Raw genomic sequence first — 23,884 nt, 5'->3', positions numbered from 1 at the left:
CTGGTCCGCTTTACCAATTATTGAATGATTTCCGGAAACAACTACGGATAATTCCTGACCGGACTCACTGATTTTCACAGTTTCGCCGTACCTTTGCGGCATGATTGCAATAACCAACCTCGACTACTTCCTTGGCGACCGCGCGCTTTACGACAGCGCCTCGCTGCATATTAAGCCCAAGCAGAAAATAGGCCTGATCGGTCTGAACGGAACGGGCAAATCGACCCTGCTGCGACTCATCATTGGCGAGTACCAGCCCGACGGGGGCAGTATTTCCAAGTCGGGCGACTGTACCATTGGCTTCCTGAACCAGGACCTGCTCTCTTACCAGAGCGACGACTCTATTTTGTCGGTGGCCATGCAGGCCTTTGAGCGGCAGAATCAGCTACAGGTACAGATGGATAAAATCCTGCACGACATGGAGCACAACTACCGCGACGAGCTGGTAGATAAGCTGGCCCGGGTGCAGGAAGAGTTTGAGGCCCTGGATGGCTATACTATTCAGTCCAAAGCCGAAGCTATTCTGGAAGGACTGGGCTTTACGACAGATGACCTGCAGACACCCCTCCGGCAGTTTTCGGGAGGCTGGCGTATGCGGGTGATGCTGGCTAAGCTGCTCCTGCAGAAACCCGCGCTCCTGATGCTCGATGAACCTACCAACCACCTGGACCTTCCCTCGATCCAGTGGGTAGAGAAATACGTACAGAACTACGAAGGAGCTGTGATTGTGGTTTCGCACGATAGGGAATTCCTGGACAATGTGGTAGATACCATTGTGGAAGTTTCGGGTGGCAAACTGAACCTGTATTCGGGTAATTACTCCTATTACATAGAAGAAAAAGAGCTCCGGAACGAAATTCAGCGGGGCGCCTACGAAAACCAGCAGGCCAAGATTCGCCAGACAGAGCGTTTTATCGAGCGCTTTAAGGCGAAGGCCAGCAAGTCGCGTCAGGTACAGAGCCGGGTGAAGTCGCTGGAACGCATGGATTTTGTGGACGAAGTACTGGACGCCAACGCCCGCGTACACTTCCGGTTCCAGTTTACGACCCAGCCGGGGCGCCACGTACTGCAGCTGGAAGATGTCTCCAAAGCCTACGGCGAGAAAGTGATTCTTGACCATACCAACATCAGTATGGAACGGGGAGATAAAATAGCCCTGATCGGGGCCAACGGACGGGGTAAGTCAACGGCCCTTCGGGTAGTAGCCGGTACTGAACCCATCGAAGGGGTGCGGCGGCTGGGCCATAACGTATCGTTTACGTTCTACGCCCAGCACCAGCTGGAGTCGCTGAACGTGGAACATAACCTCATCGAAGAGCTGAAATACGCTAATCCCACCAAGACTGAAACCGAACTAAGGACGGTACTGGGTTGCTTCCTGTTTTCGGGAGACGATGTTTTCAAGAAAATTAAGGTACTATCGGGAGGGGAAAAGTCACGCGTGGCGCTGGCGAAGGTACTTCTTTCGCAGGCCAACTTCCTGCTGCTTGACGAACCTACCAACCACCTCGACATGCAGTCGGTGAATATTCTGATTCAGGCGCTGCAGCAGTACGAGGGCAGCTACATAGTCGTATCGCACGACCGGTACTTTGTGGAATCCATTGCCAATAAAATCTGGTACATTGAAGACCATCAGATTAAAGAGTACCCGGGTACTTACGAAGAATACACCATTTGGCTGGAAGAACGTGGGCTGCAATCGGCGGTAAGTGAAAAAGCGGTGGTTAGCAGTGCGCCGCCTCAGGTGAAAAATAACACACCAGCGACTCAGGAGCCAAAGAAAAGTACCTCTAATAATCATGAAAATCAGAAGGCCCTGAAGCAGGCTCAGAAGCTGGTGGAAGAACTGGAAGTAAAGATTACGGAGCTGGAAAAACAGAAGAAGGTACTTGAAGCCAAACTGGCCGACCCGAGCTCCTACCACGAAAAGGAAATTTTGACCAAACTCAACGACGATTACGCCACTACCAAGAAAAAGCTGGCTGATACCACCGAAGCCTGGGAAGTAGCCATGCTGGAAGTAGAGGAACTGGCGGGGTAGTTTTGGAAGGAGAAAAGGTACTAAAGGAGAAAGGGAGGAAAGTAACGAGCGCCTGTATTTGTACAGCTTTCGAAGCATAGAAACAAAAAGCCCGGAGGGGCGGTACCTTAGTAGCAGTTAAGCATAGATATGAAATTTTCAGCCCCGGAGGGGTGACACCTCAGCACCAATGAATTGCCAACTTTGTAAAGAAGGTACTACCGAAGCAGGCCACGTAACTGTAACGTTAGAACGAGGTAGTTCCCTGATTATCATTAAGGAAGTACCTGCTCACGTCTGCACGAACTGTGGCCACTACTACCTGGATGCTGACATTGCCCGTCAGGTATTACAAAAAGGAGAAGAGGCCGTTCAGAAAGGTGTCGAATTGGAAGTCATCAAACTACAGGCTGCCTAGCCCCTACACCAGATCCTCCGTCTGGGCGTAGATGTCCTGCATGGTCAGCGTGAGCCCTACACTGGCCAGTTCAATGCTCTTATCAATAACATAAGCTTCCGAGGCCAGCATCCAGATACCCTCGTCATTCTTCCGGAATACTTCCGCGGCTACCGCGCGTGAATTGATCAGTACGTACTCTTTCAGCGTGGAAATGCTGCGGTAAAAATGGAATTTCTCTCCCCGGTCGTAGGCTTCGGTACTTTCCGATAGTACCTCCACAATAACCACCGGATTCAGGATAGTATCCTTTTTATCATCCAGGTACTCATTTTTGCCGCACACCAGTAGGAGGTCAGGATAGGTGTACAGCCCATTCGCCGGAATATGTATTCGCTGGTCGCTGGAATAGGTACGGCAGGATTTACCCCTAAAAAACGAGCCGACTTCAATGGAAAGATTCTCTACAATCCGGTTGTGATTATGACCGGCTCCGGCCATGGCAAATATTTCGCCCTGGAAGTACTCACTTTTGTAATCGGCTTCGCGTTCCAGTTCCAGGTACTCTTCCTGGGTATAATATTTCTGAGGTTGTGCGGTCATAGAATCAGCTGTTTTATCAAAAATAAGCATTTATGTTTAAAATTGGCGGCCTGCACCTTTTGTGGTTTAAAATTACTCATCAACGCGTCAGGCGATAAAGCAGTAGTGCTGAGCGCTGAATCAGGGCCGGGTACTCTTTCAGATTAATGGTTTCACCGGGGGCGTGGGCTCCTTTGCCCGAAGCACCCAGACCGTCCAGACTATCCAGGTACTTAGCCACGTAGGAAATATCGCCCGCTCCGCGCGAACCGGGATCGCCCGCTTTTACAGCACCCAGACCCATATCACGACTAACCTGGTCCAGTACCTGCAGGACTCTGGCGTTACCGGCCGTAGGCTCCATGGAAGGTATACCATCCGTAAACAGGATCTCAGCGCGGGTACCCGGCAGGCTCTGTGTTACTATTTCCTTCATTTTGGTCCGGGCGGCATTCTTCTGCGCTTCGGTCAGGAACCGCAGGTCACCCGTTACCAGGGTTTTCTGCGAAATAATATTGGTCTTGCTCACCGCTTCTCCTTTGTCCTGCGTACGATCATAGGTTACTTCCGTACCACCCACAATCACCCCCGGATTGAACGTCAGGTACTTCTCCTGGCTCAGTTGCTCACGGAACGAGTCCAGAATACGGGCCGCCTCGTAAATAGCCCCGTAACCGGCATTTTTAGAAAATATACCCGACGAGTGGCCGGTGTTGCCGTAGGTAGTGAGCCGCCAGTCGTTGATACCCCGGCGGGCGGTGGTAGCGATGCTGAAACTCTGGGCCCCCTCGTACCCCAGGGCAATATCGTGTTGTTTGGCGCGCTCAATAAAATCTTTCCGGCTTATACTGGTGGGTTTACCGCTGCTTTCCTCGTCACCCGTAAGATATACAGTGATGGAAGTACCTTCCAGCAGCCCCTGCGCGTGCAGCGCTTTGAGCGCCGCCACAATCATGACATCGCCGCCCTTCATGTCATTAACGCCCTGGCCGGTAGCGGTGGAGTCGTTGAGGCGGGTGAAGGGCGTAAACGGCATGGATTTCTCAAATACCGTGTCCAGGTGGCCAATCAGGAAGAGCTTTTTGCCTTTGGTACCTTTGCGGTAGGCAACCAGGTGCCCGGCCCGGTTAAGGGAGTCAGGCAATGACACCCACTCGGTCGTAAAGCCCAGGGCCTTCAGTTCTTTCATAAAAATATTCCCCACCTGACGTACCCCCTGCTTGTTTAACGTGCCGCTGTTGATATTCACTACCTCTTCCAGCAGTTTTTCGGTCAGGCCCATATTAGCCCTAACGTGCTCCATAATTTTCTTCTCTACCGTACTTAATGATTGGCCGGTTGCCCCCAGAGAAGCCATTGTTAGCAGAATAAGTAGTAGTTTTTTCATTTACTTTCAGACGGGAAATAGTTTAGGTACTTTGCCTTAAAAATCAGCATTAAGGTACTGTTTTATTGGTAGCATTTAATAAAGTAGCCCGACACTTATTGCTCCCCAATTGTTAGGCATGGTAATTTTTACTTCCAAAACTTAAACAGCGGATAGGATATTAGAAGGAGTAGGATGAATCGTTGCTTTGTTAGGCGGCTCTTCTGTTCTCCCGTACCTATTCCCAACTTAGTAGTTCATGAAGCGTATTATAGCTCTATTTTTTAGTGTAATCATTGCGCAGGTAAGTCTGGCCCAACCTACCGCCGAGGTAGTACTGGACGACTACATCTACAGCGAAACCATTAAAACGGCCTTTTTGTATCCGGCGGCGGACCAACCCGAAGACCCGCGCCGGTTTCTGTCTCCGGCTATTCTGCCCCTGGCGGCCGAACGTCCCTTTGTACTCGAATTCGACGACCTGACGGCCGACTACCGGGGCTTCCGGGCCAAGATTATTCACTGCAATGCCGACTGGAGCCGCTCGGTCCTGAATGATATTGAATACACCTTCGAATACAACGATTACCCCATTACTAAATTTTCGCAGTCGTTTAGCACCAAGGTACCTTACTACCACTACCGTTTTGAGGTACCCCGGGTCAAGCTGTCCGGTAACTACGTGCTGGTGGTGTACTCCGAGCGGGAACGAAAGCCGGTGCTTTCCCGGCGGTTTATGTTGTATGAACCCAGGGTAAATATTACGGCCCAGGCGCGTTTTTCCCAGGGAATTCAGGAGCAGTTTTCGCACCAGCAGATTGACTTCAGCATTGACTATAAAAGCTACCGCCTCATTTCTCCGCAAACCGACCTGAGGGTAGTTATCCGCAAAAATTTCCGCTGGGACAACGCTAAAAGCGGATTCAAGCCAACCAATGTACGCCCCTTTGACCAGGTACTTGAATATCAGTTTTTTAATCTGGAGAATACCTTTCGGGGCGGCAATGAATTCAGGTACTTCGACAGCCGTACCCTGGCGGGCCGGGGCTTTGGGATTTATGAGATTGAGCGGTTGACGGAGTTTACGCGCCTGATTCTTTCCCCCGACCAGCCCCGTTCCAACGGAGCCTACATGCAGATGGATGACTTCAATGGCCTTTACATTGTAGACCAGCGCGAGTCCGGCAACGGAAGCGTGGAAGCCGACTACACTCCCGTTGTGTTTACTCTGAAAATACCCGAGGTACCCGATGCCACGCTCTATGTCAACGGGGCATTTAACCTATGGCGCCTCAACGACCTCAACCGGATGACCTACAACAGCGAGCTACAGGCCTACAATGCGGTTATTCTGCTGAAGCAGGGAGTAGTTAATTATAACTATACCGTAGTAGAAAATGCTTCCCGTACTCCGGACGAATCCCTCGTGGAAGGCGACTATGTCTCCACCGAAAATGACTACGATATCCTGGTTTATTTCCGGCCACCGGCGGCTCGCTCAGACCTGTTGGTAGGGTACCGGACGGTCGAGTGGAACCGTCGGCGGTAGATTTGCATTGCATTCGCATTGCATCTTTACAAGAAGGCCCGATTTTTTTATTTTTTTTCAGCGAGCAACTACCTTCCATAAAACTCTTTTTCCCCTAAGAACACTAGTTTTTTGTAACTGGAGCTTTCTCTGGAGCCAGAGTTGGAGAAAAAAGCATAATTTATTCTAAAACATGCTCATAATAGGAAATAACTATGTCTTGCAATAATTAAAAAATTAATACGAATAGTTATGTTTTATGCGTTATAGTTTTAGATTTGTAACCAGATTAAGAACAAAATAAAAAGAAAGAGGCTATGAATAAATACATGGAACCAAGTCAGTACCTTACCCCCAATTTATATATCTCCAGAAATGAGTCTGAAATAATAGATTGCCTGGTGGACCACCACGAAATGCCCCGTGATTTTGAGGAAAGCAAGGTTATTTCCTTCTTTGCGGGCAAGGATTTCCACCTGGTCCTTTATTTTCCCCAGTTAAGTGACCGCGGTTTCCAAATGTTTGTAGTCCGAGATTTTTCAGTACATGTAGATGAGCTATTTGCTTTGCGTGAATTATTCGGTCGTCTTATTGAGGATGGGCACAATATGCGGCAGATGAAAAAGGCGCAGTACCGGGTTGACCACCTTATCCACATGGCGCGTACTTTCCGGGCCATGATGCATAAGGAACTGGCCCATATGGAGGAAGATCCCCGGCCGGATTCATTCAATAGCTTTTAATCTGCTTATTTCTAACAGGCAAAGGATATAAAACAGGAAAGGCGCGGATTCTCCGCGCCTTTCCTGTTTTATATGGCAGATACTATTCTTCGCTCTATACATTAAAGCGGAAGTGCATAATGTCCCCGTCCTTTACAACGTATTCTTTACCTTCCACGGCCATTTTACCGGCCTCTTTGATTGCAGCTTCGGTCCGGTACTGCTGGTAATCGGGTAGTTTGATAACCTCGGCCCGGATAAAGCCTTTCTCAAAGTCGGTATGAATAACGCCCGCGGCCTGCGGTGCTTTCCAGCCTTTTACGATGGTCCAGGCCCGTACTTCCTTTACCCCGGCGGTAAAGTAGGTAATCAGGTTCAAGAGACTGTAGGACGCTTTGATGAGCTTGCTCAAGCCCGACTCCGTGAGTCCGAATTCCTCCAGAAACAGCTGATGTTCCTCCGGATCTTCGATTTCGGCAATCTGTGACTCAATGGCGGCACAAAGCACGACCACCTCGGCTCCTTCGGCGGCTACGGCAGCTTTCAGCTTTTCAGAGTACTCATTGCCCGTTAGCATAGAAGCTTCGTCAACGTTGGCCACGTAAATAACGGGCTTCGCCGTGAGCAACTGCAAATCTCCGATAGCCGCTCTTTTATCTTCCTCCGATGCCTCCACGCTGCGGGCGTTGCGGCCCGCTTCCAGCGCGGATTTATACTGCTTAAGTACTTCCAGTTCAACTTTAGCCCGGGCATCGCCTACCCGCGCGGCTTTGTCGATTCGCTGAAGCTTTTTATCGACCGATTCCAGGTCTTTGAGCTGCAGCTCGGCATCTATGATTTCCTTATCAAATACCGGATCAACGCGGCCCTCTACGTGGACCACGTTCTCGTCCTGAAAGCAGCGGATCACGTGCGCGATGGCATCTACTTCCCGGATATTGGCCAGGAATTTATTACCTAATCCGGCACCCTGACTGGCCCCTTTAACCAGTCCGGCTATATCCACAAACTCCATGATTGTGGGTAGTACTTTCTGAGGCTTCACCAGTTCGGTCAGCACTTCCAGGCGCTCGTCGGGTACGGTTACTACGCCCACATTGGGTTCTATAGTACAAAACGGATAATTGGCCGCTTCGGCCTTGCCACTTGATATGGCGTTAAATAAAGTGGATTTCCCTACGTTCGGTAATCCTACAATCCCACATTGAAGACTCATTGCTTAGTTGGTAATCAACAGTTTGATAAATTTCACGCAAAATTACCATTTAAAGCGCGAAAAACTAAAAAGCCTTCGGATTCCATGTCCGAAGGCTGCCATTTCTTGCCAATACGACTAGATGCTTACTCCCACTTCAATTCAGTGCTTCCAATGCCATCCAGCTCATCGGCTTTTGCCTCGTACTGAGAAAAGTCGAAATCTGGCATAAGCTCTGTCTTGACGTGATCAACTGATTCTTTCAGCGCATCAATGAACTTGTCAAAATCTTCTTTGTACAAAAACATCTTGTGCTTTTCGTACGTGAAGCCATCTCCCTGCGGATGGCGGCGGCTTTCGGTAATGGTAAGGTAGTAATCGTTGGACCGCATCGAGCGAACATCGAAGAAGTAAGTACGTTTTCCCGCTCTGACCCGTTTGGAGTAGATTTTCTCTCTGTCTTCCACTATGTCTAGGATTTATGGTTAATCAAACGCTAAAATAGAAAGTTTATTGTTTTCCACAAAAAGTTTAGAAACAATAATGCTGCCATCTAAATCATAGATTATAAATTTTTAAACAAAGTTTATAACAAAACACAAAAATTTTAGGACCGTAAGACTTCTTTGCCTTATATTTGGAGCATTGCAGTAGCGCTTACCAAGCCGAACTACCTGATTATCTGTATTCTACAGAACCTGTTCGGCTATTGTTTCACTTAACCCTCAAGGTATGAAATCTTATTTGTTCCTGCTTTTTATTTGCCTCCTATCTATCTGTTCAACGTCGTTAAAAGCCCAGGCGGACCTGGGAGAAACCCAACAAGGACGCGCTTCTTTCTACTCCACCACATTTGACGGTAATAAAACCTACTTCGGAGAGATATTCAATAGCCAGGAATTAACGGCTGCCCATCGTTCCCTGCCGCACAACACCATGGTGGAGGTAACTAACCTAACTAATAAACGTTCGGTTATTGTACGTATCAATGACCGGGGACCTTTTACAAATAACAAGAACCGCCTGATTGATGTTAGTAAAGCAGCCGCCGGTAAACTGGGCCTCATTGGCCAGGGCGTAGCAGAGGTGGTGATCCGGGTTATTGGTATGGAAGGTATGGTGCTGTTGGCTCCCCATGAAACGGTGCTGAAAAGTACGGGTGAGATTGTATCCACGATCTTGAAAAAGGCCGTAAAGACCACTGCCAGCGGTACCAGGATACCAAAGTAGTACCAGAGCTTACACTACGGGGGTAAATACTGCGTTTTATTTACTTAAAAGAATAAACTTTACCTGAACCCCCGCTCAAGTATGAGTATGCGCCCCCTGGACCTGGCCCGAATCCGCGAATATGGTAATCTTGAATTCCTGGCTAAACAGCTTGTTGAGGGCTTTATAACGGGTCTGCATAAGTCTCCTTTTCATGGCTTTTCGGTGGAGTTTGCAGAACACCGCCTGTACAATACCGGCGAAACTACCCGGCACATAGACTGGAAGGTATACGCCAAAACCGATAAGCTGTTTGTAAAACGCTACGAAGAGGAAACCAACCTGCGCTGCCACCTCCTGCTGGACACGTCCTCGTCCATGTACTATCCCGAGCCTAACTACGGCAAAATTACCTTTAGTATAATGGCGGCGGCCAGCCTGTCGCACCTGCTGCAACGCCAGAAGGATGCCGTGAGCCTGTGTACCTTTTCGGACCAGATTGAAGTCCAGACGCAGGTGAAGTCTACTCCGTCGCATGTCCATAAAATCATGATTGAGCTGGACAATCTCCTGCAAAAGCCCCGCCCTCTGAAGAAGACATCAGTAGCGGAGGTTATTCACCTGATTGCCCAGAAAATACAGAAGCGCTCACTGGTGGTTATTTTCAGCGATATGTTTGATAATATTGAGCATAGCGAGCAGCTGTTTTCGGCGCTGCAGCACCTGCGCCACAACCTGCACGAGGTCCTGCTCTTCCACGTAACCGACCGCCGTACCGAGGAGGAATTTGCCTTTGAAGACCGCCCCTACGAATTTATTGACCTGGAGTCCGGTGAAAAGGTAAAAGTTCAACCCCACCAGGTCCGTGACCACTACAAGCAGTACGTCAAACAATTTTATCAGGACCTGAAACTTAAGTGCGGTCAGTACAAGATAGATTTCATTGAAGCGGACATAGCGCAGGGTTTTGACCCTCTTTTAACCGCCTATCTAGTAAAGCGTTCTAAAATGAAATAATTTTTAGGAACTTTGGGTTAAAGTTGATTCATCACTCAACAACCCTGCTCATGAAACGCTCCTTTTATTATTTTCTCTCAGCAATTGTCCTCTTGCTCACGCTGGACGCCTGCAAGTCAGCCAAAAAATCGCTCCGCCGCGGCGACTACGACGAGTCGGTATACCGGGCCGTGGACAAACTCAAGGATAACTCCCGCCACACCGCCTCGGTGGATATTCTGAAAGAGGCTTATCCGCTGGCCCTGCAGCAGCACCTCGATGATATTGCCCGCTTTGAAAAATCCGTTGAGCCGTTTCACTGGGAGCCGGTGGCCGAAGCCTATACCAGCCTCAACCGCCTGTACGACGCCGTCCGGAGCTGCCCCAGTTGCAACCGCCTCCTGACCGCCCGGAGCTTCTACGACGAAGAAAAAGAAGCCCGGCAAAACGCCGCCTCTGACCGTTACGAAGAAGGAGAGCGACTGCTTACGCAGGGAGGGCGTGAAAATGCCCGCCGGGCCTTTGAGCATTTCGAACGCGCCGACGGCATAGTACCTAACTACCGAAATGTTACCGCCAAACTCGACGAGGCCTACGAGCAGGCTTCTTTTAAAATAGTGGTGGAGCAGGTGTCGGTTAACTCCCGCACTTACCAGCTTAGCAACGAATACTTTCAGGACCGCGTCAGCGAGTTCCTGCAAACCAACCGCCGCCTCAACAAGTTTGTGCGCTTTTATTCTCCCGAAGAGGCCACCGATGTAAAACTCCGCCCCGACCACGTCATTACCCTCCGGTTTGATGATTTTGTAGTAGGCCAGACCCTGGTCGAAACAAAAACCGAAACCCTTATCAGCAAAGACAGCGTGAAGGTAGGTGAAGCCACGGTAGCCGGCAAAAAGGTACCTGTCTATAATAAGGTAACTGCCAAGCTGAATCGTAACCGGAAAACGGTTCATTCCAGCGGGGTACTGGACATGCAGATTCAGGATTTTGGCAGCCGCCGTATGGTGTACCAGGAGAAGTTTCAGGGCGAATATAACTGGTTTTGTGAGTGGGCCAACTTTAACGGCGACGAGCGTGCGCTTACCACCGAGCAAAAACGCATGAGTAACATCCGCGAGCTGCTACCTCCGCCCCCTCAGCAGTTGTTTGTGGAGTTCAGTAAACCCATCTACGACCGCCTCACCAGCAAGATACGGAACTACTACGCCCGGTACTAATCAAAGAGTGAATGAGCGAAAGAGTGATGCGTATATTTGGCTTTTATTGTGTAAAGCTAAATGGAGCAGGCGCTGGTTTGATTGCGTAAAAAAGCCCCGAAGGGGCGAAAGCGTAGTAGCAAGACGTGGAGGTTAGGTATCAGCCCCGGAGGGGCGATACTCCTTCAATAAGATCTCTACAAGTACCTTTAGCAAGAAAGGGAGCCCTGCGGCTCCCTTTTCTCTTTTTAATACTCCAATTCTTACTTCCCGCTTTTCGAAACGCCGGTCGTGGCGGTTTTGGCGGGCGTTGCGGTAGCCTCCTTGTTCTTCCGGTAGAAATTATAGAAATCGTCGAGTTGCTCAATGGGCATCCGCCGGGCTATGATTTTCTTGTTTTTATCAAGTACATAAATAGTCGGCGTGGAGAAAACATCGTACTGCGTGCGGTAGTCGGTCTGGTTGGCGTAGTCATAGCCGTGCAGCAGTTCGCCGAGTTTGTAGGTACTTATGTATTTTTTCCACTCTTCGGGGCTTTGCTCCGTGGCTATGGCCAGTACTTTCACGCCGGTCGCTTTATTTTTATCATAAAACTCCTTCAGCTTGGGAGCGGCCTCCTTACAATGGCCGCAGGTCGGAGAATAAAAGAACAGCACGGTATAGTCGGCTTTGATGCCGTGGATGCTCAGGGGCTTACGCAGGGTATCCGAAATGGTCAGGTTAGGGATTATTTTATTGACCAGCAGCGGCTTCATACTATTAACGCGTTCGGCTATACGGCGGCGACCATCCTCCGAAACCCCCATTTCACCGCTGAGGTAGTACTTCTCGGCCATGTGTACAAATACGCCCTCGGTACCCACTATCTTAGCGTTCTCGTACTCGGAGGTAACGTAGAAAATAATATACGACTTCATATCCTTATTAGCCGCTGCTTTTTTAATCAACGCATCGGCATCACGGATAATAGAATCAGGTACCTGTACGACCAGTTCTTTCATGTAGCGCTCCAGCTTGGGCAGCATGAAGGGCGTCCGGAGCAGACGGTCATCCGAAAAATCGAAGCCGTCCCAGTAGTGGGCCTTGTAGTAGTTAAACACCCACACCGAGTCAGACTTACCATTGGGCAGTTTGGGAGCAGGCGGAATTTCCGGTTCAATGGATGCTTTGAGCAGTTTTCCGGTAAAGGTACCGGCATTATCGATCAGAAACTTTCTCTGATAGTCCGTAAACTGTTTCTGAGCATCGGCGATTTTTTGGTCCGAAGCGGCGGCATTGGCACCACCGGCGGCTTTTTCCCGGTTGAGGCTCTCGACCCCTTCCATGATCCGGCGCAACTCGTTTTGGTAAGTATAAAAGAGCTGGTTTTCCTGAGAACCCTTCACTACCATGTTTTTTACAATGTTGGAAGTATCCGTCTGAAACGAGAACCGGGTTTCCTGTCCGGAATAAACCAGCTCTACCCAGCGGCGCTGGCCCGGCAGTAGTACCAGGTATAGCCCCCCCGGCAGCGGTGTATTGCCCTCAAATACCATGCGACCGCTGGCATCGGCGCGGGCGGTGTCTTTGGCAAAAAACTGTTTATTACTGTAACTGTAATGTCCCAGAATACAGGAGGTATCTTTCAGGCCGGTGAGGGTAGCTTCAATCCGGTAGCCCTGGGCTGAGGCCGACCAGCCGGTACCCAGCAGCAACGCGGTGAGTATCACCCCACCAGTAAACCCTTTTTTCATACTTTTACACGTAATTGTTTCTTTACGCAAATTTAACCTCAAAACGACACAACTTACAGGATCGTACCTATAATGTTCTATTTTCTATCGAAATCCCTCGACTTCCTGCTGATGCCGTTCAGTTTGGCGCTTCTCCTGCTGATTTACGCTCTCCTATCCAAAAAGAAATCCCGCGCCCGCGGGGCCGTTGGAGCAGCCTTACTGATTTTGTACCTGAGTGCTAACAGCTACCTTGTGAGCCGGGCCTACAACTGGTGGGAGTACCCCTATCAAACGATTGCCTCCGTCCGGCAGACCTATGACGTAGGAGTGGTACTTACGGGGGGAATGATTTCAGTACCGACCCTAAAGGCCGACCATCCCAGCTTTGGCAACCACGCGGACCGTTTTCTGCAGGCCTACCTGCTGTACAAAGCCGGCAAAATCCGGAAAATTCTCATCAGCGGCAGGGACCATCCGGCCTTCATGGCCCGCAACCTGGGCGACGGGCAGCTGGCAGCGGCCCTGCTGGTACAGTGGGGAGTAGCCCCCGGCGATGTACTGCTGGAAGGTACTTCCCGGAACACGCGGGAAAACGCACTGAATTCGGCGGCTATTCTGAAAGAAAAATTTCCCGGGGGCAAGTACCTGCTTATCACCTCCTCTTTTCACCTGCGTCGTTCTCTGGGTTGTTTTGAAAAAGCAGGGATCAGGGCGGCCTCCTTTCCGTCCGATTTTTACGGCGGAGACTTTACGCCCACGGTCAGGCAACTACTGGTACCCGACCCCGAAGTACTTGGCTATACGCACCTGCTCTGGCACGAGTGGGTCGGGTATGCCGTGTACAAACTGATGGGGTACTGCTAAAAAAACCACCCGTCGGGGTGGTTCTGGTCTTGCTTAAATACTTAAAATCTTGACCATTCGAAGCAGGTCCTCGTTGATCGGCTTGGGTAACCGGATGGTATCTTCGAAGGGCGTATATACCAGCTCATTGTTTATGATTCCGGCCATCACGTTTTTTTGTCCGGCCAGGAGGCCTTCCAGCGCACCCAGGCCCAGACGACTGGCCAGAATGCGGTCGTAGGCCGAGGGAGAGCCTCCGCGCTGGGTATGCCCCAGCGTAGTCACCCGCATGTCAATGTCTTCCTTGATCTGACTCTTGATTTTATCCGCTATTTCAGAAGCACTTCCTTCTTCCTCACCTTCGGCCACTACTACTATGGAGGAAGCCTTGGAACGGAGCCATCCCTGACGCAGGGTTTCGACCACCTCCGATATGGGCGTAAGTACTTCGGGTACCATTACCAGTTCGGCGCCTCCGCCAATACCTGACTGAATAGCGATATAGCCGGAGTCGCGCCCCATTACCTCAATAAAGAAAACCCGGTCGTGAGAACTGGCCGTGTCGCGGATGCGGTCAATGGCATCCAGTGCCGTATTAACCGCCGTATCAAACCCAATGGTATAGTCGGTTCCGTAGAGGTCATTATCAATAGTACCTGGTGCGCCTACCGTAGGTATTCCGTACTCGTTGTTGAAGATCATCGCCCCCGTAAAGGTACCATTTCCCCCGATAGCGATCAGCCCTTCAATACCGTGCTTCTGCATTTGGTCGTAGGCCAGCCTGCGTCCCTCCGGTGTTATGAATTCCTTACTCCGCGCCGACTTTAATATAGTACCTCCCCGCTGTACAATATTACTTACCGAGTGGGAGGACATCTGAAATATATCGCCGGCAATCATGCCGCTATACCCTCTTCTTATTCCAAAAACTTCAATTCCGTGATACACCGCTCCCCGTACTACTGCTCTGATACAAGCGTTCATACCAGGTGCATCTCCCCCCGAAGTAAATACTGCAATTCTTTTCATGTATGATGGTCAGGTTACTACTATGCTAAATTAAAGGGCTGCGTCAGAAAATTCTCTGTTTTGACACAACGGCCGCAAATTTATTGGGTATTTTGTTAAAAAATGTGAACAACAATCGTTTTTTAGTTAAAATACCTCAAAGGAAGCCTTAAATATAATACCTCAAACATACGGCAATCCTTCTATATTTGTGGCAGTTAACCAAAATTTAACCTGAGGAAAGTAGTCTTTAAACGTTTAAAAAGCGGAGAAGAAAGACCTATCCTACTCTGTATCTGCATGAAAAATATTATTTCGTGGCAACGACTCTGGCCCCACCTGGTAGCTGTTCTGGGCTTTGTTCTGCTCTCGCTCCTGTATGCCTCTCCGGTATTGAACGGAAAGCGCCTGAACCAGTACGACGACATTCAGGCCCGCAGCGCGGCCCGGGAGCTTGTCCAGTACGAAGAAAAAACGGGTGAATGGTCGTCCTGGACCAATAGTATGTTTGGGGGTATGCCCGCCTACATGGTCGTAACCGACTACCCCGGCAGTATCTCGACCAAGCTGGGCCGCGCTGTTAACTGGCTGCTGCCCGCTCCGGCCAATTACTTTCTGCTGACGATGATCAGCGCGTATATACTGCTGCTGGTACTTGGCGCTAACGGCTGGTTGTCGGCCACGGGAGCGGTAGCCTATACATTTGCCTCCTATTATACTACCAGCCTGGAAGCCGGGCACGTTTCCAAGATTCTGGCCCTGGGTTATGCTCCGGGGGTAGTGGCCGGGGTGTTGCTGGCTTTCCGAAAGCACTGGCTTAGCGGAGCAGCCCTGACGGCCCTGTTTTTTTCGCTGGAATTATACGCCAACCACCTCCAGATTACCTACTACCTGGGCATTGGACTGGTAGTACTGGTAGTGATGGAAAGTGTGGCACTGATCAGGCGCGGACAAAGTCGTCAGTTGCTCTTTATTCTGGGGGGACTGGCGCTGGCAGCCGTGGTGGCCATTGGTACCCACACGACCCGCCTCTGGAACACCTACGATTATACCAAAGAAACCATCCGGGGTAAGTCGGAACTAAGTACCCCCACCAGTACCGGCTCCCAGACACCCGCTCAGGATGGTCTGGACAAAGAATATGCTTTTCAGTACAGCTATGGCATATTCGAAACCTTTACGCTGCTAATACCCCACCTGTACGGAGGGCCATCGCAGGGGGCACTGGACGAAAAATCTGAAACCTACAAAACGTTGATAAACCGCGGCGTAGATGCCGCCAACGCCCAGAATTTTGTGCAGGCCCTCCCCCTCTACTGGGGCGACCAGTACTCGACGGGTGGCCCGGCTTACGCGGGAGCCATTATATTCTTCCTTTTTGTGCTGGGGCTTTTTATTGTGAAGAGTCACTTGAAATGGTGGGTACTGGGGGTAACGCTCCTGTATATAATCTGGGCCTGGGGTAAGAACCTGGCCGGAGTAAACTACCTGTTTTTCGACTACTTCCCCATGTTTAACAAGTTCAGGGCCGTTACCATGATCCTGAATCTGGTACAGCTACTGCTGGTGATTCTGGCGGCCCTTAGCCTGCGGGACCTTTCCCAGAAACGAATTACCTCCAAGGAGTTGGCACGTCCGCTGGCCCTGAGTGTCGGTTTTACGGCGGGGTTTTGTCTGCTGCTGGCGCTCGTACCAACCCTCTTCTTTACTTTCCAGGGCGCTTCGGACCCCCGGTTTATCGATAGCCTGACCCAAAGTACCCAAAATCGTCCTTTTGCCGAGGAAATAGGCCGGGCTATAGTGCAGGACCGGGCCGGTATGCTCCGGGGCGATGCCTTCCGGTCGGCCATATTTATTCTGCTGGCGGCGGGCCTGATCTGGCTGTGGGTAAACGAAAAAATAAAGTCCCGGCTGGTATACCCGGCGCTGTTGCTGCTGGTGATAATAGATATGTTCGGGGTAAGTAAAAGGTACCTTAACAACGACGACTTTGTAAGTAAGCAGGCGGCTCAGTCTATTTTTACGCCCACCCAGGCCGACCAGCAAATCCTGCAGGACCCTGACCCAAACTTCCGGGTGCTGGATGTCCTTCGTAATACCTTTAATAACGCCGAAGCTTCCTATTTTCACAAGTCGGTAGGTGGGTACCACGGTGCCAAACTTCGTCGCTACCAGGAACTGATTGAAAACCAGATTGCCAGGCAGAATTCCAATCCGGGAATCCTGAACATGCTCAATACCAAATATATTATTACCCAGGACCAGCAGGGTACTCCCGTTGCGCAGGCAAATCCGGAGGCGCTAGGCCACGCCTGGTTTGTGGATCAGTACCTACTGGTACCTAATGCCGACGCCGAAATGAAGGCGCTGGACACGATTCAACCCCGCCGTACCGCCGTCCTGGACAATCGTTTCGCGGGTCAGCTGCAAGGGTTGACCATCCGGGCCGACACCGCCAACAGTATCCGGTTGGTTAGCTACAAGCCCAACGAATTGGTGTACGAAAGTAGGGCCACCAGTGACCAGTTAGCGGTGTTTTCGGAGATATACTACAATGTACGGGATGAATGGAAAGTAATCATTGACGGACAACCCGCCGAAATGCTGCGCGCCAACTACGTACTTCGGGCCCTGCGGGTACCGGCAGGCCAGCACACTATTACCTTCCGCTTCGAGCCGGTATCGGTCAGTACGGGTTTTGTGCTTGACCTGACCAGCTCTATCCTGCTGCTTGGACTCATTGGAGGGGCACTCTTCGTGGAGGCCCGGAGGAAAAGAACCGAAAGTTAAGTTTTTACCAATTACACAAAAAAGGCCGGTAGCTTACCGGCCTTTTTTATCGGGGCTGTCCCAACCAAACTACCAGCTGATTCTCCCAGGGTAGGATGCCAAAAAAAAATGATTAAACTCCAACCAGAGCGGGTGTTTCTTCGAGGAGTTGTCGGGTATGCAGGTACCCAAGTTTAAACATATCCTGCGCCTTCCGCAGGTCAAATACCTGGTAGTCGCAGAGTTGGGGGGGTTCTATCAGCAAGTGACACTTCACAAACCGTTCTTTAGTTCGGTTATGCACGGCCATAATCAGACTACGCATTAGTACATCGCGCGTTCCACACACGTGTTCTTTGACGGGGAAAGGGTTGCAGTGGATACCAATGATATAGTCCACTTCGTGTTCTATTGGCTCAACGGGAAGGTTGTTCAACACCCCGCCATCAACCAGTTGCCGCCCTCCTACCTCGAGGGGTTCAAAGATACCGGGCAGGCAGCAGGAAGCCAGCACGGGCCGGGCCAGTTCGCCCGTCCGGTAGTACACGGTTTCACCGGCGCACACATCCGTTGCGTTTACTACCAACGGTATTTTCAGGGACTCAAAAGAGTTTTCGGGAATGTACTTGCAACACAGATTTTCAACCCGGCCGATTCGGAGCAGACCACTGCCCCCAAAGGCCGGACGTATGTATCGGATAAAGCTGCTCTTGATTAGTATTTCAAGAATTTCATCAGGAGAATACCCGTAGGCCAGCATGGCCCCTACTATCGCCCCCGCACTGGTACCACTTATTATGTCAGGTTTGATTCCGTGTTCTGTTAATGCTTTTACGGCTCCAAGATGCGAAATGCCCCGGGCGCCGCCTCCTGATAATACTAATCCTACTTTCATATATGCGCTTTCTGTGACACCCTTATATCATGTAATAACCGATAAATAACGCCGAAGGTTTAGGGGACATTGTATCAGAGAAATTGACTAAGTGTACCGCGCTCGCTGATGCGTACTCCTTTCTCAGTTTGCTCCACCCGGGCGGCTTCGTAGGCAGCGTCGTGTTCAAAGAATAAGATACATTCCTCATCCACCGCGCGCCGCAGTACGCTTTCTTTTTCCTGCATGGTCAGGAGCGGCCGTACGTCGTAGCCCATTACCCAGGGAAGCGGCACGTGGGCCGATGAAGGTATCAGGTCGGCCAGGTAGATAATCGTCTTCCCGTTGTAGCGAATAACGGGCAGCATCATCTGCTCGGTATGCCCGTCTACCTGCATAAAACTAATATTTTCGAACGGAGACACCTGGTTATCTACAAACCCCAGCTGTCCCGAATCCAGAATCGGAAGGATATTTTCTTTCAAAAATGAGGCTTTTTCGCGCGGATTCGGCTCAGTGGCCCACTCCCAGTGCGCCTCGTTGGACCAGTAGGTAGCGTTGGGGAAGGTCGGTTCGAGGCGGGAGCGGGTCCCGTCGTACTTCACGGCTCCGCCCACATGGTCAAAATGCAGGTGCGTCAGCAGTACGTCGGTTACATCTTCGGGGGCAAATCCCGCCTTTTTTATGGACCCCAGGAGGCTGGCGTCGCCGTGCCGGTAGTAGTGGCCAAAGAATTTTTCGTCCTGCTTATCACCCAATCCGGTATCAATCAGGATTAGCTGGTTACCGTCTTCTACCAGCAGGCAACGCATAGCCCAGGTACACAGGTTGTTTTCGTCGGCCGGATTTTGCTTATTCCAGAGTTGCTTGGGTACTACCCCGAACATAGCGCCGCCGTCGAGTTTGAAAAAGCCGGTATCAATGATGTGTAGGTTCATGAATAGTAGGTTAAAGCTGTAGGCCGTAGGCTTATTAACTTGCTTATTTTCGCATTGTTACAAACAAAAAAACTCCTTTTTGACCCCGAGGTACCTGAGCTAAAGCGCCAGGGAACGAGGAGTAAAAAAACACCGCGCCCCCGGTGAAGTACTCATGGTAACCCGGTGGTAAAAAATCAAACCCCAAGAAAACTAAAAATGGGCAGAATTCCACACCGGCACCCGCAGGTACTTCATCAGGGTAAATGCCCCAGGCGGCAGTCTTTCCTTTATCAACCGATACTTTACCCAACTACCGCATGAAGTGTTTCGTTTCCGGCTTTTCGCTGCTGCTACTGCTTACCACCTTTACCTCCACCGCCCAAAAGGCACCGGTTTCCTACGTCAATAACCTGATAGGTACCGCCCCTGCCGCCACCGAAAGCGCCCGCCGCCACAGCGAAGGAGCCAGCGAACTGAGGGGCCAAACCCTGCCGTCGGTCGGTACCCCCTACGGCATGACCCAGTGGTCGCCCCAGACCCGCGCCACCGAAACCAAGTGTGTAGCCCCCTACTACTATACCGACACCCGCTTACAGGGCTTTCGGGGTACCCACTGGCTCAACGGCTCCTGCGTGCAGGACTACGGCAGCCTTACCCTTATGCCCTTGTCGGGTACTTTGAAAGTAAAACCCGAGGAACGCGCCTCCGCTTTCCGCCACGCGACCGAAGTAACCAGCCCCGCTTACTACAAGGTACAGCTCAACGACTACGCCATTACCGCCGAACTGACCGGCACCGCCCGCTCGGGCCTGCTTCGCTTTACGTTTGAAAAAGAGGGCGAAGCCTATATTCTGGTGGAGCCCAACAGCGACGAAGGACAGGGGTACATTGAGGTGTTTCCGGAAAAGGGGGAAATAGTGGGCTACAATCCGGTGCACCGCATTTATCAGGGTTCGGGCCAGCCGGCGGGTTTCAGCGGGTACTTTGTTATAAAATTCGACCGCCCCATTACGCAGTCAGGTACCTGGCTGAACGGTGCCATCCGGGCGGGTCAACGTACCGCCCAGGGACAAGGCCAACGGCAGGGCGTAGGGGCTTATGTGGGATTTGGTACCCAGAAGCAAACCGTAGTAGCGCGGGTAGGTACTTCCTTTACGAGTATAGAAGGAGCGCGTCGCAACCTGGAAGCCGAACTAGGTACCCGTAGTTTGGAAGCAGTACGTAAGGCCAATGAAAGTACCTGGAATGAGTCGTTGGGAAAAATGCAGGTGAAAGGGTCGGAGGAGGACAAGACGCTGTTCTATAGTACCCTCTACCGGACCAAGCTATCGCCGCGCCTGTTTTCGGATGTGGATGGCAGCTACCCTTCTTTTGCCGGAGGTACTTCTATTCAGAAAGCCAAAGGCTTCGACTACTACTGCGATTTCAGTCTGTGGGATACCTTCCGGGCCTCGCTGCCCCTGCACACCCTGCTGGACCCCGGCAAAACCGCCCACATGATGCAGTCGCTGACCCGCAAGGCCGAGCAGGGCGGCTGGATGCCCATATTCCCCTGCTGGAACCAGTACACCGCCGCCATGATCGGCGACCACGTACTATCCGTCATGGCCGATGCCTACGTAAAAGGGGTTCGGGATTTTGACGTAAAAACAGCCTACACCTACCTGCGCAAGAATGCTTTTGTAGCCAACGCTGACCCCAAAAGTTACGAAGCCGGGCAAGGTCGCCGCGCCCTGGCGTCTTACCTGCAATATGGGTACGTACCCCTGGAAGACCCGGTGCGGGAGGCCTTTCACAAACAGGAGCAGGTATCGCGCACGCTGGAATACGCCTACGACGACTACTGCCTGTCGGTGCTGGCTGCCGGACTTGGACACAAAGACGATGCCGCCCAACTACAAAAACGCGCCCTGAACTACCAGAACGTCATTGACCCCGGCACGGGCTACGCCCGCGGCCGCCATAACGACGGTCGCTGGATTACCCCCTTTGACCCTTTCGCGAAACGCGCCTCCTTTATTACCGAGGGGTCACCGGCCCAATATACCTGGTTTGTACCCCACGATGTCGCCGGTCTTAGCCGGATTATGGGTGGCAAGGAGCGTTTCCTGAGCAAACTGGACACGCTATTTGAGCAGGGACACTACTGGCACGGCAACGAGCCCAACCACCAGATTGCCTACCTCTACGCCTACGCCGGACAGCCCTGGAAAACCCAGAAATGGGTACGTAGCATTATGCGGGAAGAGTACTCCACCAGCCCCGGTGGCCTGAGCGGCAACGAAGACGGCGGACAGATGTCGGCCTGGCTGGCGTTCAGCATGGCGGGCCTGTACCCGGTATGTCCGGGTAGCCCTACCTACGTGCTGGGAAGTCCGGTTCTGGAAGAGATACGATTTAATCTGGACAATGGAAAGAAATTTACTATCCGGGCGCAGGGAGTATCTGACCAGTCTCCCTACATTCAGTCGGCTACGCTGAATGGTAAGCCTTTCACCCGCACCTACCTGACGCACGAGGAAATCCAGCAGGGAGGTACCCTGGTACTACGCATGGGTACCCAACCTAACCAGCAGTGGGGCGCTAAGCCGGAAGACGCGCCGCCGTCGTTGTCGGGGAAGTAGGTATTTGAGCTTTTGGTTTTCGCGGCTGCGCGTCCCGGTTAAAAATACTATTTGAACAAGCCCTCGCCGGGCCGCACCCGATTACAACTAGGGGTGAGCGGAAGTACTTGTGAGTAATGAAGTCTTGGTGAACTTCGCATTTTGTATTGTTGAAGGGTTGAACAATACAAAATGCGAAGTTCATAGTTTGTATGGCCGGAGGCAAGAATATTTGTAGCTTTATTTATAAAGTACTTAAAGTCAAAATCTTATAAATAAAACGGCCCAGTTTTTGGAATTCTTCAAGGAAAAAGCAAAATTTAACGTTACACGAAAACCTTCGTATAATTACTAGTTAGCAGCAACCTTTGCGGTTAGTATTAGAACGCACATATATTGACAGTGATACAACACAAACTAAAACTGACTTCTGAATTTAGCTTAACACTCAAAGAGTGTAATGAACTTTGGGTTGCTGTTGCTTTAATCTCTGACTTTGGTTTTGACTTTCTTCAAGAGCATTTGAACAAAAAAGCAACCCAGCATTATCTTGTTGGTATAGGATTACCAACATCGCCAAGAGTATTATCGCAACTGAAACAGTTGGAAACAGAAAATTGTAACAGTAAAATCCACCATGACCAAGACAAGTTTTTTCATCCAAAAGTTTATATCATCAAAACAGGTAAAAAACTGACTGCTTATGTTGGTTCTGGTAATTGTACTCAAGGCGGACTTGACAAAAACTTAGAGTTGACCATAAAAATTGATGACGAGGCTTTTTGTAATAATTTACTAACCTGGCTACCATAGATCAAAATTAAAAAAACGCTTCGGATTAATCCGAAGCGTTTGACATTTTATTATAACAATCTCCTTAAGGTTTTTATACTACCATTTATTTCATGGACTTGAGCACTCTTCTATTGTTAAGGGATTGGGTAGGACGCGCATTGTCGTTGTAGAAGTTAGCAAAAGTCTCCAGCTGTTTCCTTGATGCTTTAACAGGTTCTGTAAAAATTATCCAGTTTATGCCAACTGTGCAGGGAGGGGTAGTCAATGACCCAATGTAGGTATAGTGAACCTGCGAAGGGGGAACATAATCTGACAGGGTGATTTCCACATCGGTTAAAACTTCATTCCCCTTTTCAGAAGGAATTTTTGCAAGAACCTTTTGCAAAAATTCATTGGATTGAGCAGCCTCTTCAAGAAAGATTGCAATAACTACGAGGTTACTGGTCCCTTTTTCCTGATGCACCAGGTGCATTTCCATTGGGTAAGTTTTTCCATTTATAGTATGCTCAGATGGATAATGAAAGTGGAACTGCCGGAATTGATATCTTTTCCCTTCCACAGCAATATAGCTGTCCTCTGTACCCTGAACCTGGATTGTATGCCCATTATCCACGATCTTCATAGCAAAAGGTTCATATTCATAATCAATAGCTGCCAGGTCTGCTTCAATTATATCATTAGTAACTATATTAACGGGCGATTGAACTGCACTCTCACATTCACTACCGGCCATCTCTTCCCAATTGGTGTTTTCATAATTCCAGGTTTTATTCTGCTGTTGATTTGCAAGAGTGTCACTTTCAGGTGTTTGCCCATCGTTACCGGGTTCCTGATTGTTATTTCCACAAGAGGCCAAAGATCCTAAAAGGAACAGGCTCATTACAGCACAATATATCAATCTACAATTTATTTTTAATATTTTCATTTATTGCGAATTTTAATAAATTATGAATTTAAGCATTTAAAATTATTAGTATCCGATTGATATACGGATCTAAATTAAGAACCTGTTTAAAAATGCTTAATCATTCGGTTGATGCTTGACAAATAGACGAATGCTTCGTGTGATTTAACGCCACATTCATAGTCTTTACTGAGGCGTCTCGACCAGTTCATCCAAGCGAAAGTTCGTTCTACTTT

The 23,884-nt window shown here is 50.2% G+C and carries 20 protein-coding genes; 11 read left to right on the top strand and 9 right to left on the bottom strand.

Annotated elements, in window-relative coordinates; all coding sequences use genetic code 11:
• Nucleotides 1-100 precede the first annotated feature (100 nt).
• The gene (locus tag VGN67_RS06810; protein ID WP_327486042.1) at nucleotides 101-2,044 is read left to right on the top strand and encodes an ABC-F family ATP-binding cassette domain-containing protein; all 1,944 of its coding nucleotides are present in this window, start codon (nucleotides 101-103) and stop codon (nucleotides 2,042-2,044) included.
• Nucleotides 2,045-2,213: 169 nt separating this feature from the next.
• Nucleotides 2,214-2,441: a type II toxin-antitoxin system MqsA family antitoxin gene (locus VGN67_RS06805; RefSeq protein ID WP_327486041.1), complete on the top strand. Its 228-nt coding sequence runs from the start codon at nucleotides 2,214-2,216 to the stop codon at nucleotides 2,439-2,441.
• A gap of 3 nt (nucleotides 2,442-2,444) precedes the next feature.
• Here VGN67_RS06805 and VGN67_RS06800 read toward each other — a convergent pair whose 3' ends face one another.
• Together VGN67_RS06800 and VGN67_RS06795 are read right to left on the bottom strand one after the other, a co-directional pair.
• Nucleotides 2,445-3,023 carry a Uma2 family endonuclease gene (locus tag VGN67_RS06800; protein ID WP_327486040.1) on the bottom strand — a complete coding sequence of 193 codons (579 nt, stop codon included), beginning with the start codon at nucleotides 3,021-3,023 and terminating at the stop codon, nucleotides 2,445-2,447.
• Nucleotides 3,024-3,102: 79 nt separating this feature from the next.
• Nucleotides 3,103-4,389, bottom strand: coding sequence for a M20/M25/M40 family metallo-hydrolase (locus VGN67_RS06795; RefSeq protein ID WP_327486039.1), 1,287 nt, complete (start codon nucleotides 4,387-4,389; stop codon nucleotides 3,103-3,105).
• A 238-nt stretch (nucleotides 4,390-4,627) separates the two neighbouring features.
• On the opposite strand from VGN67_RS06795, the gene VGN67_RS06790 reads away from it, so the two are divergent.
• Both VGN67_RS06790 and VGN67_RS06785 read left to right on the top strand, forming a co-directional pair.
• Nucleotides 4,628-5,917 (top strand): DUF5103 domain-containing protein, encoded by a 1,290-nt coding sequence (locus VGN67_RS06790; RefSeq protein ID WP_327486038.1) that lies wholly within the window; start codon nucleotides 4,628-4,630, stop codon nucleotides 5,915-5,917.
• 296 nt (nucleotides 5,918-6,213) lie between these two features.
• Nucleotides 6,214-6,639 (top strand): hypothetical protein, encoded by a 426-nt coding sequence (locus tag VGN67_RS06785; protein ID WP_327486037.1) that lies wholly within the window; start codon nucleotides 6,214-6,216, stop codon nucleotides 6,637-6,639.
• A 94-nt stretch (nucleotides 6,640-6,733) separates the two neighbouring features.
• Here the strand turns inward: VGN67_RS06785 and ychF are convergent, their stop codons facing one another.
• Entirely contained in the window at nucleotides 6,734-7,834 is a 1,101-nt protein-coding gene (ychF, locus tag VGN67_RS06780; RefSeq protein ID WP_327486036.1) for a redox-regulated ATPase YchF, read from the bottom strand.
• Between the two features lie 125 nt (nucleotides 7,835-7,959).
• Nucleotides 7,960-8,280 carry a DUF3276 family protein gene (locus tag VGN67_RS06775; RefSeq protein WP_327486035.1) on the bottom strand — a complete coding sequence of 107 codons (321 nt, stop codon included), beginning with the start codon at nucleotides 8,278-8,280 and terminating at the stop codon, nucleotides 7,960-7,962.
• Between the two features lie 265 nt (nucleotides 8,281-8,545).
• Here VGN67_RS06775 and VGN67_RS06770 point away from each other — a divergent pair, with 265 nt between their 5' ends.
• From VGN67_RS06770 to VGN67_RS06760, 3 genes are all read left to right on the top strand, one after another.
• Nucleotides 8,546-9,043 carry a septal ring lytic transglycosylase RlpA family protein gene (locus VGN67_RS06770; protein ID WP_327486034.1) on the top strand — a complete coding sequence of 166 codons (498 nt, stop codon included), beginning with the start codon at nucleotides 8,546-8,548 and terminating at the stop codon, nucleotides 9,041-9,043.
• Nucleotides 9,044-9,124: 81 nt separating this feature from the next.
• Nucleotides 9,125-10,039: a DUF58 domain-containing protein gene (locus VGN67_RS06765; RefSeq protein ID WP_327486033.1), complete on the top strand. Its 915-nt coding sequence runs from the start codon at nucleotides 9,125-9,127 to the stop codon at nucleotides 10,037-10,039.
• Nucleotides 10,040-10,089: 50 nt separating this feature from the next.
• Complete coding sequence (locus VGN67_RS06760) at nucleotides 10,090-11,238, top strand: hypothetical protein (protein ID WP_327486032.1); 1,149 nt, start codon at nucleotides 10,090-10,092, stop codon at nucleotides 11,236-11,238.
• 242 nt (nucleotides 11,239-11,480) lie between these two features.
• On the opposite strand, the gene VGN67_RS06755 is transcribed toward VGN67_RS06760, so the two are convergent.
• Nucleotides 11,481-12,950, bottom strand: coding sequence for a thioredoxin-like domain-containing protein (locus VGN67_RS06755; RefSeq protein WP_327486031.1), 1,470 nt, complete (start codon nucleotides 12,948-12,950; stop codon nucleotides 11,481-11,483).
• A 72-nt stretch (nucleotides 12,951-13,022) separates the two neighbouring features.
• Between VGN67_RS06755 and VGN67_RS06750 the strand changes: the two genes are divergently transcribed.
• Nucleotides 13,023-13,796: a YdcF family protein gene (locus VGN67_RS06750; protein WP_327486030.1), complete on the top strand. Its 774-nt coding sequence runs from the start codon at nucleotides 13,023-13,025 to the stop codon at nucleotides 13,794-13,796.
• Between the two features lie 33 nt (nucleotides 13,797-13,829).
• On the opposite strand, the gene pfkA is transcribed toward VGN67_RS06750, so the two are convergent.
• Complete coding sequence (gene pfkA / locus VGN67_RS06745; protein ID WP_327486029.1) at nucleotides 13,830-14,804, bottom strand: 6-phosphofructokinase; 975 nt, start codon at nucleotides 14,802-14,804, stop codon at nucleotides 13,830-13,832.
• Nucleotides 14,805-15,083: 279 nt separating this feature from the next.
• Here pfkA and VGN67_RS06740 point away from each other — a divergent pair, with 279 nt between their 5' ends.
• The gene (locus VGN67_RS06740; RefSeq protein ID WP_327486028.1) at nucleotides 15,084-17,573 is read left to right on the top strand and encodes a hypothetical protein; all 2,490 of its coding nucleotides are present in this window, start codon (nucleotides 15,084-15,086) and stop codon (nucleotides 17,571-17,573) included.
• A gap of 112 nt (nucleotides 17,574-17,685) precedes the next feature.
• On the opposite strand, the gene VGN67_RS06735 is transcribed toward VGN67_RS06740, so the two are convergent.
• A complete protein-coding gene (locus VGN67_RS06735) occupies nucleotides 17,686-18,447 on the bottom strand; it encodes a patatin-like phospholipase family protein (protein ID WP_327486027.1) in 762 nt (253 codons plus the stop codon).
• A gap of 74 nt (nucleotides 18,448-18,521) precedes the next feature.
• A complete protein-coding gene (locus tag VGN67_RS06730) occupies nucleotides 18,522-19,364 on the bottom strand; it encodes an MBL fold metallo-hydrolase (protein ID WP_327486026.1) in 843 nt (280 codons plus the stop codon).
• 299 nt (nucleotides 19,365-19,663) lie between these two features.
• Between VGN67_RS06730 and VGN67_RS06725 the strand changes: the two genes are divergently transcribed.
• Both VGN67_RS06725 and VGN67_RS06720 read left to right on the top strand, forming a co-directional pair.
• Nucleotides 19,664-21,970 (top strand): GH92 family glycosyl hydrolase, encoded by a 2,307-nt coding sequence (locus VGN67_RS06725; RefSeq protein WP_327486025.1) that lies wholly within the window; start codon nucleotides 19,664-19,666, stop codon nucleotides 21,968-21,970.
• Between the two features lie 381 nt (nucleotides 21,971-22,351).
• Nucleotides 22,352-22,762, top strand: coding sequence for a phospholipase D family protein (locus VGN67_RS06720; RefSeq protein ID WP_327486024.1), 411 nt, complete (start codon nucleotides 22,352-22,354; stop codon nucleotides 22,760-22,762).
• An 85-nt stretch (nucleotides 22,763-22,847) separates the two neighbouring features.
• Here VGN67_RS06720 and VGN67_RS06715 read toward each other — a convergent pair whose 3' ends face one another.
• The gene (locus VGN67_RS06715; protein ID WP_327486023.1) at nucleotides 22,848-23,669 is read right to left on the bottom strand and encodes a carbonic anhydrase family protein; all 822 of its coding nucleotides are present in this window, start codon (nucleotides 23,667-23,669) and stop codon (nucleotides 22,848-22,850) included.
• Between the last annotated feature and the right edge of the window lie 215 nt (nucleotides 23,670-23,884).

This window comes from Telluribacter sp. (assembly GCF_035998675.1).
GTDB lineage: Bacteria > Bacteroidota > Bacteroidia > Cytophagales > Spirosomataceae > Telluribacter.
This window is presented reverse-complemented; position numbering and strand designations above follow the sequence as displayed.